13 protein-coding genes, 1 tRNA gene, 1 other RNA gene and 1 pseudogene are annotated in these 11,754 nt (G+C 61.2%); 9 read left to right on the top strand and 7 right to left on the bottom strand.

What is annotated here, in order from left to right; genetic code table 11:
* The first annotated feature begins 359 nt into the window (after positions 1 to 359).
* The 6 genes and pseudogenes from C4E04_RS09790 (at position 360) to C4E04_RS09765 (ending at position 2,775) form a co-directional block, all read left to right on the top strand.
* Positions 360 to 569: a cold-shock protein gene (locus tag C4E04_RS09790; RefSeq protein ID WP_109597126.1), complete on the top strand. Its 210-nt coding sequence runs from the start codon at positions 360 to 362 to the stop codon at positions 567 to 569.
* Between the two features lie 106 nt (positions 570 to 675).
* A complete protein-coding gene (locus C4E04_RS09785) occupies positions 676 to 876 on the top strand; it encodes a hypothetical protein (protein ID WP_109597125.1) in 201 nt (66 codons plus the stop codon).
* A 27-nt stretch (positions 877 to 903) separates the two neighbouring features.
* Positions 904 to 1,206: pseudogene (locus C4E04_RS21385) on the top strand (DUF6481 family protein); the annotation flags it as partial.
* Positions 1,207 to 1,337: 131 nt separating this feature from the next.
* Positions 1,338 to 1,532, top strand: a complete 195-nt coding sequence (locus tag C4E04_RS09775) for a hypothetical protein (protein WP_109597122.1) — start codon at positions 1,338 to 1,340, stop codon at positions 1,530 to 1,532.
* A gap of 86 nt (positions 1,533 to 1,618) precedes the next feature.
* Entirely contained in the window at positions 1,619 to 1,921 is a 303-nt protein-coding gene (gene rpsU, locus C4E04_RS09770) for a 30S ribosomal protein S21 (RefSeq protein WP_109597120.1), read from the top strand.
* 134 nt (positions 1,922 to 2,055) lie between these two features.
* Positions 2,056 to 2,775 carry a 1-acyl-sn-glycerol-3-phosphate acyltransferase gene (locus tag C4E04_RS09765; RefSeq protein WP_109597119.1) on the top strand — a complete coding sequence of 240 codons (720 nt, stop codon included), beginning with the start codon at positions 2,056 to 2,058 and terminating at the stop codon, positions 2,773 to 2,775.
* A gap of 80 nt (positions 2,776 to 2,855) precedes the next feature.
* On the opposite strand, the gene C4E04_RS09760 is transcribed toward C4E04_RS09765, so the two are convergent.
* The 4 genes from C4E04_RS09760 to C4E04_RS09745 all read right to left on the bottom strand — a co-directional run bounded on the left by C4E04_RS09760 (position 2,856) and on the right by C4E04_RS09745 (position 6,100).
* Complete coding sequence (locus C4E04_RS09760; protein WP_162559342.1) at positions 2,856 to 3,581, bottom strand: hypothetical protein; 726 nt, start codon at positions 3,579 to 3,581, stop codon at positions 2,856 to 2,858.
* A 90-nt stretch (positions 3,582 to 3,671) separates the two neighbouring features.
* Positions 3,672 to 4,052, bottom strand: a transfer-messenger RNA (tmRNA) gene (gene ssrA / locus C4E04_RS09755).
* A 55-nt stretch (positions 4,053 to 4,107) separates the two neighbouring features.
* Complete coding sequence (locus tag C4E04_RS09750; RefSeq protein ID WP_109597116.1) at positions 4,108 to 5,283, bottom strand: CAP domain-containing protein; 1,176 nt, start codon at positions 5,281 to 5,283, stop codon at positions 4,108 to 4,110.
* A gap of 337 nt (positions 5,284 to 5,620) precedes the next feature.
* On the bottom strand, positions 5,621 to 6,100 hold the full coding sequence (locus C4E04_RS09745; RefSeq protein ID WP_109597115.1) for a fasciclin domain-containing protein: 480 nt from the start codon (positions 6,098 to 6,100) through the stop codon (positions 5,621 to 5,623).
* Between the two features lie 281 nt (positions 6,101 to 6,381).
* On the opposite strand from C4E04_RS09745, the gene C4E04_RS09740 reads away from it, so the two are divergent.
* Both C4E04_RS09740 and C4E04_RS09735 read left to right on the top strand, forming a co-directional pair.
* Positions 6,382 to 7,545: a PAS domain-containing sensor histidine kinase gene (locus C4E04_RS09740; protein ID WP_162559341.1), complete on the top strand. Its 1,164-nt coding sequence runs from the start codon at positions 6,382 to 6,384 to the stop codon at positions 7,543 to 7,545.
* Positions 7,546 to 7,554: 9 nt separating this feature from the next.
* Positions 7,555 to 8,202 carry a response regulator transcription factor gene (locus tag C4E04_RS09735; protein ID WP_109597112.1) on the top strand — a complete coding sequence of 216 codons (648 nt, stop codon included), beginning with the start codon at positions 7,555 to 7,557 and terminating at the stop codon, positions 8,200 to 8,202.
* 16 nt (positions 8,203 to 8,218) lie between these two features.
* Here C4E04_RS09735 and C4E04_RS09730 read toward each other — a convergent pair whose 3' ends face one another.
* A complete protein-coding gene (locus C4E04_RS09730; RefSeq protein WP_109597111.1) occupies positions 8,219 to 9,982 on the bottom strand; it encodes a histidine kinase famiy protein in 1,764 nt (587 codons plus the stop codon).
* 314 nt (positions 9,983 to 10,296) lie between these two features.
* Here C4E04_RS09730 and C4E04_RS09725 point away from each other — a divergent pair, with 314 nt between their 5' ends.
* Positions 10,297 to 10,818: a lipocalin family protein gene (locus C4E04_RS09725; RefSeq protein WP_109597109.1), complete on the top strand. Its 522-nt coding sequence runs from the start codon at positions 10,297 to 10,299 to the stop codon at positions 10,816 to 10,818.
* Positions 10,819 to 11,011: 193 nt separating this feature from the next.
* Here the strand turns inward: C4E04_RS09725 and C4E04_RS09720 are convergent.
* A tRNA-Pro gene (locus C4E04_RS09720) sits at positions 11,012 to 11,089 on the bottom strand.
* Between the two features lie 143 nt (positions 11,090 to 11,232).
* The gene (locus tag C4E04_RS09715) at positions 11,233 to 11,748 is read right to left on the bottom strand and encodes a MerR family transcriptional regulator (protein ID WP_109597108.1); all 516 of its coding nucleotides are present in this window, start codon (positions 11,746 to 11,748) and stop codon (positions 11,233 to 11,235) included.
* Positions 11,749 to 11,754: the final 6 nt, after the last annotated feature.

Here is an 11,754-nt window from a genome sequence, read left to right as displayed (position 1 = left end):
GGTTTGATTGATGCCATATGGACCACCTTCTCAATTGATACAAGATAGTAGAAGCCGAATAGATGAAAACTCAGAGAAAATAGTCGCCCGATAAATCTTGGTGGCTGACATTCGACTTCCCACTCGATTTGGCTTTTTAGAGCCGTCTGAGAAATTACTGCGCGTCCATGCCTTGTATTTGCCTGATTGACGCACTAGATATCGTTTATCGACATTTGGCCGGACAATCGGGCCGTTACGCCTTGGCATGCCAGGCGCACGTTCAGACAGCCTTCCCAAACATCGACGAACCCGAGCTGAGGGCATGCTGTCGCGTGCCCTCGGGCTCACGTGCACTGATACAAACCAAGGATATCATCATGAATACGGGCACCGTAAAATTCTACAACGACCAGAAGGGCTTCGGCTTCATTCAGCCTGACAATGGCGACAAGGACGTGTTCGTCCACGCCACGGCTCTGGAGCGCGCTGGCATCCGCGGACTGCGCGAAGGTCAGAAGGTCTCCTTCGACACGGCTGAGGATCGCCGCTCCGGCAAGATCGCCGTCAACAACATTCAGGCCGCTTGAGGACGATAGAGCGCACACAAGCTGCGCTCGATGGAAAGCCGCTCCGAGGTGGAGCGGCTTTTTCTTTAAAAAGCCGGTCATTTCGACAGTCACGCATGAGGAAGAGATGAATACATTCCGAAAAGCCAACCCTGCGAAATCGGTCATGTTCATGGTCAGCTACGACGATGGCCGCACCGCCTATCTGTGGGTCGACGATGCTTCGAAGGCACTCGACGCCTGGGCTGTCGGCCCCATTGCCCGAGCTCAGCAAGAGCAAGGCACGCTGCCGGAAGGCACCATCACCAGCATCAGGCGTGTCCGTTAGTTGGCATAGGCCTGTTTGGACATTTGCATGAGATCAACGAGTGGAATGAAGCAGAAAGACTTTTCTGAGCGGCTGAGCGCCGCCAGAGATGCGAAACAGGCGATGGCCGCCAAATTCCGCCAGCGACCTGGACCAGACGACCCCGCGGTTGCCGAGAGGCGAGCTGCCCGGGCGGCCATAAGCGCAGAGCGGGAAGCACGCAATGCGGAACGGCAAGCCCAACGTCTCGCCGAGGACGCTCGCATTGCGGCAGAGCGTGAGACACGCGCGGCGGAGCAAGCGGAGCAGGAGCAGCGCGCAGCCGCCGATAAGGTCGCGAACGAAGCCAGGTTAGAGGCCGAGCGCAAGGCTGCCCGCGATGCCCGGTACGCGGCTCGCAAGGCGCGAAAGTAGTAATTCCTGCCCGGCCTGATTGATGGGGGCATTCCCATCCATTCATTCAGCACCAAGGAGATTGACAAATGTCCCACAAGTTCAAAGTACGGCAGATGGTTCGACTGAGGCAGCCCGGCTTTTCCGATACCAAGACAAGCGCCGGCGGCGTCTACGAAGTTGTGCGGCTGATGCCGGCCGATGAGACGGGCGAGCTTTCATACCGGATCAAGTCAGGCACGATCGAAAGAGCCGTCCGAGAGAGCGACATTCGGAGCATGTAGCTCTCTCGGCTCCGGAATTGAGTCGACGTCATCCGCCGAAGAGATACGGCGGCAGTGTCAAACCCATCGTTTAGTGAGGAGATTCTATGCAGGTTCTCGTACGTGACAACAATGTCGATCAGGCTCTGAGGGTCCTGAAAAAGAAGATGCAGCGCGAAGGTATCTTCCGCGAGATGAAGGCACGCAAAGCCTACGAGAAGCCTTCCGAGCGCAAGACTCGCGAAAAGGCGGAAGCGATCCGGCGCAACCGTAAGGCGGCTCGCAAGCAGGCTATCCGGGAAGGATTGATTGCAGCGCCCAAGCCCAAGCCTCGTTTCGCAGGACCGCGTCGGCCCGGAACGGCTCCAAGCGCCAGCCCGCGGACCGAAACACCAGCGGTGAAAGCCTAACGGAACGGGTTCGGCAAAGTCCGAGCACCATTACCGGGTTTTCAGCGGCGCATCTTTATTGCGCCGCTTTGCCCCCCTTTCAGCTCGAGCCAGCACCAAAATCACGCGTGGCTCTAACGAACACACCAAGACCCATGCAGCGCCTTCGCTCAAAATTGTTCGACATCTCGTTAGCTGTCTGGACCGGGCTCTTCACGCCTGCCTTGGCTATCCTATGGCTCTGCGGGTCGCCCGAGCGCGGGGTGCGGGTGATGTCGCGCCTTTGGGCTCGAGGGGTTCTTATCGGCTTGAACTGGCTGGTGGGTCTCACCTATGCCGAACGCGGCCGGCACAACATTCCGGGCGAGCCCTGCCTGATCGTTGCGAATCACCAGTCGACCTGGGAAACCCTGGCTTTCCTGATCCTCTTCCCGGACGTCGCTATCGTCGCAAAGCAGGAACTGCTGACGATCCCGGTCTTCTCGTGGTTCCTGCGCAAGTCTCCGATGATCCTGATCGACCGGGAGAGCGGCCCGAAAGCGGTCAGGAAAATGGTCGACGAAAGCCGCGCGGCCATTGCCCAGGGCCGCTCAGTCCTGATCTTTCCCGAGGGAACCAGGAAATCGGTTTCCGAGCCCATCGCGTTCAAGCGAGGGGTAGAACTGCTCTACGCAAAACTGGACCGCCCAGTTCTCCCGGTCGCCCTCAATTCGGGGCACTTCTGGGGGCCGGGGCAGCGCTTCAAGCGCGGCGGAACCGTCGCGGTGACCTATCTCGCGCCTATCCCGCCGGGCCTTTCCGGCAGCCAGTTCACCCGCACGGCGGAACAGCTTCTCGAGGCGGAGAGATCTCAATCGTGGCCGCAAGCGGCTTGAGGCCCAGTTCGATGATCCGTTAACGGCGCTCGATCCGGTCGTCCCCTGACGACCGGCATCAAGCAGACCTGCTCGGTTTCCTATTGCTCGCTCACCGGCTCAACGTATGGCTCGAGGCTCGTATAGGGCAGCGTGAACTTCTCGCCCCGGAACAGCATCGGCACGTCCTGCTCGCCTCCAAAGCCTGAGGTCAGCTTGCCACGAACCGTGAAGGTCTCGCCAGCCTTCACATGACCCCAGGATTCATCCAGATAATCCGCAACACCAAGCTCATTCAGCTTTGCGTCGACAGCTTGCCTTCGAACACTCGGAGACAAGTGACCAAGGCTTCTGTCGATGTCGTCGCGCATGGCCGCATAAGCGGGGTTGCGCACCCTGTAGCGAAGCTCCGCATCCTGAACGAATTGCCACATTGAACCGATCACCATCCGCTCCTGCTTGGTGACCGGCTTCTTTTCCGCCTTCGCCGTCTTCCGGGCAGCTTTCGCGTTCGCAGGGGCTTCAGCGGGCTGCACATTGGCAATCAGCGTCCATTTGCTCGACCATTCCACCGCGCGGTAATCGCCCTGGGTCAGGCGATCCGTGAACGCCAGAATATCCTGATCAATGGGACGTTTACTGCCACTGGCTTCGAAATAGCGCAGACGCATGTCGTCGGGCAGGAGCAGGTAGAAATTGTCGCTCTTCACGTCCACGTCGAAGATGTTCGTCACTCTCACGACCTGATCGCGCGCGGACGGAGCCTCGACGCCATCGCCTTTGGGATAAACCACCGTCCCTTTGGGAACCCGGATATAGCCGTCCACTTGAATAACCGACATGTGTTCTTTGTCTCTCTGTTTTGCGGGTCAGCGGTCGCTGAGGAGCCCAAAGGCCTGAAATGGGAACGGCACCCGAAGGTGCCGTTTCTGTTGCTAGGCTGTCCCGAGCCCCGGATGGTTACGCCGCGAGGCGCACCGCACCCATGTCAACGTTGTCGTTGGCATTTGTGAATTTGCACTATTGAGGCCGTAGCTCAGCCTAATCGCAGCCTAGTCTTTATCGCGCCCAGTCGAACCCATATCGCCCCCATCAGAAACACACCGAGACAATAATCCGCCCACGAGGAGCGAGTCACCCAAACCCGTCTGCAGGACCTGGACTGCCAATGTGCTTATGGTGGAGGCGGCGGGAATCGAACCCGCGTCCTAAACGCCTATTCCACTCTGCCTCTACGATCATAGTCAGGCGAGCCTGACATCGTCGGTATAGAGGCTCATTGGACAGAATGCTAGACAAAGGTCGCATGCGGCGACCATGAGATTGCCCGGCCACTTCGGTCCCTCACCGGCCTCAGAGCACGAAGTCGTCCTGGGTGAATGTGTGCCAGCCGAGCACCTTGATGGCGAAATCAGGGTGCCCGTCGCCGTTGGTGTCGCCTGAAATGTAGGTGTTACGGTCTGCCAGATGATAGACATGCAGCTCGCCCGCAACCTGATGGAAGCGCTCGGTGCCGATGAAGGTGAACGCCTGATCCCCTTCGACGAGAGCATTGGCGTCGATGGGTATGAGCATGATCCTGTCGGCCCCATGCTCGAAGTCCACGATCGTATCGCCGCGGGCGTCCCTCGCGTCGTCGAACACGAACCTGTCGTTGCCGGCACCACCGATCAGCACGTCTGCGCCGCCCTTGCCGTTCAGAGTGTCGTTTAGTGCGCCACCATCCAAAGTGTTGCCGGCTGAGTTCCCGGTCAGCCAGTTGTGAAGGGAGTTGCCGGTGGCGTTGATGCTCTCGGCCCCTAACAAAGTGAGGTTCTCCACCACGCTCCCGACCAGGGAATAGGAAATGGTGCTATAAACCGTGTCCTCGCCTTCCCCAGCCACTTCGTACGCTCTGTCGCCCGGGTTATCGACATAATAGACGTCGGTGCCCGGGCCACCATACATGGCATCTGCTCCCGCCTTGCCGTCAAGCACGTCGTATCCCGCATATCCATAGAGCGTGTCGTCGCCGTCAGTGCCGTTGAGCCTGTCATTCCCACTGGTGCCGGAGATGGTTCTGCCGGAGGTGGAAGTGGTTATGTCGTTCGCCTCAGCCCGCTCCGTGGCATTCGGGATGCCGAAATTCTGGGTGACGAACACGACATTCTCGCCATTGATCGTGCCTGCCTTCAGGCCGATCCCGATCTCCTCGAACGAGCCGTTGACAATATTGGCGTAGTGGCCCGGGGAGTTCACGAGCATGTCGTGCAGCTTCCGAACCGTGGTCTCATCGAGCGGGCCGCTGGCGTAGGCGATATTCTCACCCCAGCCCTCCCAGCCGTAGCCGGCTGCGGTCATGCGGTCGCCCGCGTTCGATCCATCCACGCCTGTATGGGAGAAGATGTCGGTCTGGTCCATCCAGGCGCTGTGGGCGTCGGAAGAGCCGAGAAGCTCGCCATCGAACGTGAGAGCATTGACCCCCGCCTTCGCGCGCGTCTCATTCACGAGTTGAAGGTACAGGGTCTCCTGGCTCGTTGGTGTGCTCATCGCTGTGTTGCCCTTTGTAATGGATGGTGAGAGCTTTCGCCCCACAGCCCGATCCAGAAAGTAGATTACGACATTGGCTGTCAACCATCATAATCATGGGCAAGAATACACTTCAACATTACGATATCGGCCGTAAAATAAATCGAAATCCGAAATATATTCAACGTTTTTCTAGGAATATTCATCCTATGGAATTCAATCATCTTTAGATCTTCCTGAAACCGGCGCTGGCTTGCCTCGAACCGGCGAAGATCATCTCTCGACCTCTCGCATCTCAGGCTAGCGCGACAGGTGAGTTCGGGGCAGCGGCGCACCTCCGCCCCGAACTTTCTGCACCTTAGGACTTCGGCATGATCACGGTGTCGATTACATGGATCACGCCGTTCGAGGCCTTGACGTCGGCCTTCGTCACAGTGGCATCGTTCACCTTGACGGTGCTGCCGCTGGCATCGACCCGAACCGGGCTGCCCTCGACGGTCTTGGCGTCCGTCGTCTTGCCCTTCAGATCACCGGACATGACGTTCCCGGCCACAACGTGATAGGTCAGCACCTTTTGGAGCTGGGCCTTGTTTTCCGGCTTCAGCAGGTTCTCCACCGTTCCGGCCGGGAGCTTCTTGAAGGCTTCATCGGTGGGCGCGAAGACCGTATAGGGCCCCTTGCCCTTAAGGGTATCGACAAGTCCGGCAGCCTGGAGAGCCGCCGTCAGCGTCTTGAAGTTGCCGTTGGAGACGGCGGTCTCGACGATGTCCGCCGCTGCAGCCGGAGTTGCGGCCGCAAGCATGGCAGTCATGGCATAGGCAATGTACTTCACGTTCATGGTCCCATCCTCTCATTGCCGCGCCGTCGTTATCAGCGCCAGCTTCGGAGGATATGTCCGGCCCCCCGGCCCTTTTTGATCGGGAATGTCCTGAGTGAATCGGGAAAATCACCGTACTCGGCTGATTTTCTCCGTGCGACCGTGGGAAGTCCCCAGCGAAACCGCCATATTCCCTCGTGGATCAGCGAGCCCCACCAGAGGCCGAGGCCAGAATGGATCGTCCAGTTTCCGATAGCCTTTCATCGCCGGCAGGCCCGGTGAGCTCCAGGCGACGCCGCGCCATGACGACAGTGCGGCCCCGTGCCCTGCCGACCCTCATCGCACCCGACGTGGAGGCGGAGGCCCTGCTGCGCTCAACGCTCGATGCCCTATCGGCCCACATTGCTGTGCTGGACGAGGCAGGGACGATCATCGCCGTGAACCAGGCCTGGCGCACCTTCGCCCATGCGGCCGGCTATGCCGACAACAGCCATGGGGTCGGGATGAACTACCTGGCCGTCTGCGAGGCGGCCGCCCCCCTGTCGGAGGATGCGGCGAAAACCGCGGAAGCGCTGCGCGACATCATCGAAGGCGCGCGCTCCGAATTTCGCATGGAATACCCTTGCCGCAGCCCGCAGGGACCACGCTGGTTCCAGCTTCGCGTGACGCGGCCGGACCAGGCGCCGACACGGCGGATCGTGATCGCCCATGAGGACATCACCGAGGTGAAGCGCACGCAGGAGGAACTGGCCCGCCTGAGCAGTCGTCTCATGCATCTCCAGGATGAGGAGCGGCGCGCCATCGCACGGGAGCTTCACGACACCACCGCCCAGAACCTCCTTGCCATCACGTTGAATGCCACACGCCTCGGAGAAGGGCTCGGGAACGCGAAGGAACCCGTGCGTCGCGCGCTGTCGGAGACTCTCGACCTGGCCGAGCAGAGCCTGCGGGAGGTCCGCACGCTGTCCTATCTGCTCCATCCCCCACTCCTCGACGATATCGGCCTCCCCGCGGCGTTGAGCTGGCTCACCAAGGGGTTTTCGGACCGCAGCGGCATCCAGGTGGATGTGAGCATCGAGAAGAGCTGCGAGCCCTTGCCCAAGCCCATCGCCACTGCCCTCTACCGCGTGGCCCAGGAGGCGCTGTCGAACGTCCACCGCCATTCCGGCAGCAAGCGGGCTCGCATTGCTCTTTATCGAACGGCCGGAATGGTCCACCTCGATGTAGTGGATGACGGATTGGGCTTCAGGACCTCCAGAGGGACGGCCTTGGAGGAGGCCGGGCAACTCGGCATCGGCATCTCGGGAATGCGCCTGCGCCTTGAGCAGTTGGGCGGACGGCTCGACATCCGCTCGGACTCTTCGGGCACACATGTGGGCGCCAAGGTGCCGATCACTCTCTTGGAATCGGATCAGCATCCTTGGTCTGCCCCGCCGCCCGGGGACGAAGACCCGTCGGCCGCTTAGGAGACACCCATGCTTCGAATACTTCTGGCCGACGACCACGACATCGTCCGGCGCGGGCTCAAGGACCTGTTGGAGCAGCATCCGGGCTGGCAGGTCTGCGCAGAAGCTTCGAACGGGAGGGATGCGGTGGATCTGGCCCTCCAGCATCGGCCGCAGGTGGCAGTCATCGACCTGTCCATGCCGGGTCTCAACGGGCTCGACGCGACGAGACGTATCCGGCAGAGCCTGCCGGATACGGAAGTCCTGATCTTCACGATGCATGAAAGCGAGGAATTGATCAGGGAAGTCCTCGTTGCCGGCGCTCGCGGCTATCTGCTCAAGTCCGATGCCGTGCGCCAGCTCATCCCGGCGGTCGAAAGCCTGTCGCACGGGAAGCCATTTTTCGCAGGGCGGGTATCGGAGCTTCTGCTCGACGGCTTTCTCAAGGAGGGAGAAGCAAGGGTGGGCCGACCCACGGCCGAACGCCTGACGTCCCGGGAGCGCGAGATCGTGCAGCTTCTCGCCGAAGGCAAGAGCAACAAGCAGATCGCTCAGCTCCTGGACCTGAGCGTCAAGACCGTGGAGACACACCGCACCACCGCCATGCGCAAATTAGAGCTCAACTCCCTCGCCGACCTCGTCCGTTACGCGATCAGGACCCAGATTATTCAAGCGTGAGCCTGTGAATCCGGGGTCAGCCCTCGTGGCGTGGCCCCCGCGATGGAGCCTTCGGGAGTACGCGCCGCTCCTTCCCCCGATTGTTCAGGGCTGCTCTGACCCGATCTGCCAGCTCCAGGCGCCGATAGGGCTTGCCCAATACGTCGGCTCCGGCTGTTCCCCTGTTCTCCGAAAGGAGATCATCGTTGTAGCCGGTCGTCAGGAGGATCCCGACACCGGGGGCACGCTCCCGGACGACATCGGCCAGCGCCAACCCATTCATGCTGCCCGGCATGACAAGGTCCGTGAACAGCAGATCGATCTGTCCGTCTGCCCTCTCGAGGACCGCAAGCGCCTCATCGGCATCGTGTGCCACCAGGACATTGTATCCGAGCGTCGTCAGGTGTTCACGGGCGAGCTCCAGAACGTCGTGGCTGTCCTCGACCACGAGGATCGTCTCGGCCTGCCCACGCGGCTCCGTAGGCGCCGGCGGCTTCCGGCTCGGCTGAGCGGCAGCGGCTGCCTGGGCTTCCGCTGCCGGAAAGAGCATGCGGATGGTCGTGCCCTTGTCGCGCTCGCTTTCGATCTCCAGGCGCCCGAGCGATTGCTGCACGAAGCCGTGAACCATGGCGAGGCCGAGTCCGGTTCCCTTTCCCTGGCCCTTGGTGGTGAAGAAGGGTTCCGTTGCCCGCTCCAGCACATGCGGCGGCATGCCGTCGCCCTCGTCCGTGATCGAGAGGGCCACGTAATCTCCTGGGGGCAGGTGATGAGCGGGAGCATTGCCGTTCAGATGCACCTTGGAAGTGCTGATCGTGACGCAGCCGCCCTTCGGCATGGCATCCCGTGCATTGATGAGCACGTTGAGCACGGCCATTTCCAAATGCACCGGGTCGACGAGGGCCGGGGGCACGCGGGATCGCAGGTTGAGCTGGACCTCGATCTGGGGACCGACCGAGTTCTCCAGCATCTCCCCGAATTCGAGGATCAGATTGTTGAGATTGGTCGGCTTGGCCTCAAGTCGGGTCTTGCGGGCAAATGCGAGGAGCTGCTTGGTGAGCTTGGATCCGCGCTCGGCCGCGCGACTGGCATTCTCGAGCGGCCGTCGCAGGGACTCGTCGTCCGTGCGCGAGAGCGCAAGCTCCAGGTTGCCGGAAACCACCTGCAGGAGATTGTTGAAATCGTGGGCGAGGCCTGCGGTGAGCTGGCCGATGCTCTCCATCTTCTGGGCCTGACGGAAAGCCTGCTCGGAGGTGCGGCGTCGTGTGACATCGAGCTGGGAGGCGAAGAAGTAGAGGAGCCTGCCACGCTTGTCGAACACAGGCCCGACGAAGCAGGCATTCCAGAAGGGCGTTCCATCGCGCCTGTAGTTCAGAAGCTCGACCGAGACCGCCCGGCGTTCGCTGATCGCCTCCCGCAGCTCGGCCACAGCCGTCTGGTCCGTATTGGAACCCTGGAGGAAGCGGCAATTGCGCCCGAGCACCTCCTCCTCCGTGTAGCCGGTCAGGTCCTGGAAGGCGCGGTTGGCAAAGACAACGGGATTGTCCGGCAGGTTGGGATCCGTGAGGATCATCGGCATACGGGTCATCTCGATGGCGGCGAAGAACACGTTGCCGCGCTCGCCCAGCCCCGGCTGGGTGATCGTCGCCTCCTGCCAGTGGTGGAAACCCGGCCCGCCCGTCGGATTGTACGAGACATGCTCATGCTCGCCCGCCGCCGGTCTGCCTACGCTTTGCCCCTCGCCTTCGACATCGGGAAGCGGTGGATCGTTTTCCACGCGACTGGGCGTTTCATTCTCACTCATGGGCAATCTACGGGCTCTTGGCAAAGCTACAGGGGCATGGCGGGAGGCAAGGCACTGGAATGACTGCCATGCCGACGAAAACCAATAGCTATTGTCGGCGCGAAGGGTGTCAACACTCGGCCCTGCAGGGCGTACTCCCGTGCGACATCGGGGACCTTGGCCGCTAATCCCGGAAACATTTCACAGGCTTGAACCTACAGCGTTCCTCCTGGCGAGGCGCGACAGGCCAGAAGCTCCTTTTAGGAACGCACTCCTCCCCATCAGGAACGGAACCGTGAAACGTCCGTTGAATGGCTTGGACGACGGAGAAAAGCATGACCGATGCCCATCCTGTCACGGCGATCCCGATGCTCGACCTGAACCACTATCTCGGCAAGTGGTACGAGATCTGCCGCCTGCCCCTGAAGTGGGAGGATGAAGCCGCCACCGACATTACGGCCCGTTATAGCCTGGAGCCGAACGGCACCATCCGTGTCGATAATCGCTGCTTCGACGCCGAAGGCAAGCCGACCCAGGCTCTCGGCGAGGCCACGCCTGTCAATGACGGCAAGTCCCAGTTGAAGGTGTCGTTTCTGCCGGAAGGACTTCGCTGGGTGCCATTCACGAAAGGCGATTACTGGGTTCTCAAGCTCGACCCTGGTTATCGGCTCTCCCTGGTAGGAACTCCCGACAGAAACCACCTGTGGCTCCTAGCGAGGGAGCCGAACGTCGACGAGACCGAGAAGGCGGCTTATCTCGCCGAAGCGCGGCGGCAAGGATTCGATCTCAGCCGCCTGATCACGCCCAAGCATACGGGCCGGGACGTGACCGACGCGCTTCTGGCACGGCAGGAATAGGTATATCGCACCTCAGGCGACCGCAGCCGTAAAGCGGCTTGCCCGCCAGCTCCAGGTTTCGATTCTTTTAGACCTCGGCAGACGAACCGGCGGTGAAGGAACCCTGCGGCCTTGAGAGGCCATTCAGGCGCAAAACAACAACGGCGCCCGCAGGCGCCGCATCGAAACTGCTCTTTATTTTCAAGAGGTTTAATGGTCGGAGCGAGAGGATTTGAACCTCCGACCCCTAGTCCCCCAGACTAGTGCGCTAACCGGGCTGCGCTACGCTCCGACTGCCGAAAGGCCTGGATGATCTAGCTTTCGCCGCGCCGGAGTGCAAGCCCTGAAATTCACATTAGGGAAGGATGGCGGACGGATAACCAGCTTGACCACACCCGAGACATACGCCCGAAGCCGTTCGATACCTCTGAATTCCTAGTCACTGACACCACTTTCAGGCGGCGTGCGCAGAGTCGAGAGGACGCGGTCGCATTCCAGTAGCTCGTCCAGGGCAGCGTGGAGGCTGTCCCAGTCCGCCTCCACCGGGCGGCTCTCGAGGGCGCGTGCAGGCTCGAATTGAACCTCCTCGGGCGCGCTGGCTTCGTTTACGAGGGAATCGTCTGCCAGCTCATCGGGCTCCGGGCGGCTGGCGGCCACGACGAGCTCACCGCGCCCGACGGCCTGGACGAAGCGGACGCCCTCCTCCTTGAGGATGCGCTGCACGCCCTTAATGGTGTAGCCCTCTCCGTAGAGGAGATGGCGGATGCCCTTGAGAAGGTCGAGGTCGTCGGGGCGGTAATAGCGGCGCCCACCGCCGCGCTTGAGGGGGCGGATGGACGCGAAGCGCGTCTCCCAGAAGCGCAGGACGTGCTGGGGAAGATCGAGCTCCTCGGCCACCTCGCTGATCGTGCGGAAGGCGTCCGGGCCCTTGTCAGAGGCGCCGCCGGCCATGGCGGG

The organism is Microvirga sp. 17 mud 1-3 (genome assembly GCF_003151255.1).
Classification (GTDB): domain Bacteria; phylum Pseudomonadota; class Alphaproteobacteria; order Rhizobiales; family Beijerinckiaceae; genus Microvirga.
Note: the sequence above shows the minus strand (reverse complement) of the source record. Positions and strands in the feature narration are given on the sequence as shown.

What these genes read in the sequence shown, in the direction of transcription:
- C4E04_RS09790 (WP_109597126.1), top strand. Translation starts at nt 360, where the DNA reads ATGAATACGGGCACCGTAAAATTCTACAACGACCAGAAGGGCTTCGGC.
- C4E04_RS09785 (WP_109597125.1), top strand. Translation starts at nt 676, where the DNA reads ATGAATACATTCCGAAAAGCCAACCCTGCGAAATCGGTCATGTTCATG.
- C4E04_RS09775 (WP_109597122.1), top strand. Translation starts at nt 1,338, where the DNA reads ATGTCCCACAAGTTCAAAGTACGGCAGATGGTTCGACTGAGGCAGCCC.
- rpsU (WP_109597120.1), top strand. Translation starts at nt 1,619, where the DNA reads ATGCAGGTTCTCGTACGTGACAACAATGTCGATCAGGCTCTGAGGGTC.
- C4E04_RS09765 (WP_109597119.1), top strand. Translation starts at nt 2,056, where the DNA reads ATGCAGCGCCTTCGCTCAAAATTGTTCGACATCTCGTTAGCTGTCTGG.
- C4E04_RS09750 (WP_109597116.1), bottom strand. Translation starts at nt 5,283, where the DNA reads ATGAGCACACCAACGAGCCAGGAGACCCTGTACCTTCAACTCGTGAAT.
- C4E04_RS09745 (WP_109597115.1), bottom strand. Translation starts at nt 6,100, where the DNA reads ATGAACGTGAAGTACATTGCCTATGCCATGACTGCCATGCTTGCGGCC.
- C4E04_RS09740 (WP_162559341.1), top strand. Translation starts at nt 6,382, where the DNA reads ATGACGACAGTGCGGCCCCGTGCCCTGCCGACCCTCATCGCACCCGAC.
- C4E04_RS09735 (WP_109597112.1), top strand. Translation starts at nt 7,555, where the DNA reads ATGCTTCGAATACTTCTGGCCGACGACCACGACATCGTCCGGCGCGGG.
- C4E04_RS09730 (WP_109597111.1), bottom strand. Translation starts at nt 9,982, where the DNA reads ATGAGTGAGAATGAAACGCCCAGTCGCGTGGAAAACGATCCACCGCTT.
- C4E04_RS09725 (WP_109597109.1), top strand. Translation starts at nt 10,297, where the DNA reads ATGACCGATGCCCATCCTGTCACGGCGATCCCGATGCTCGACCTGAAC.
- C4E04_RS09715 (WP_109597108.1), bottom strand. Translation starts at nt 11,748, where the DNA reads ATGGCCGGCGGCGCCTCTGACAAGGGCCCGGACGCCTTCCGCACGATC.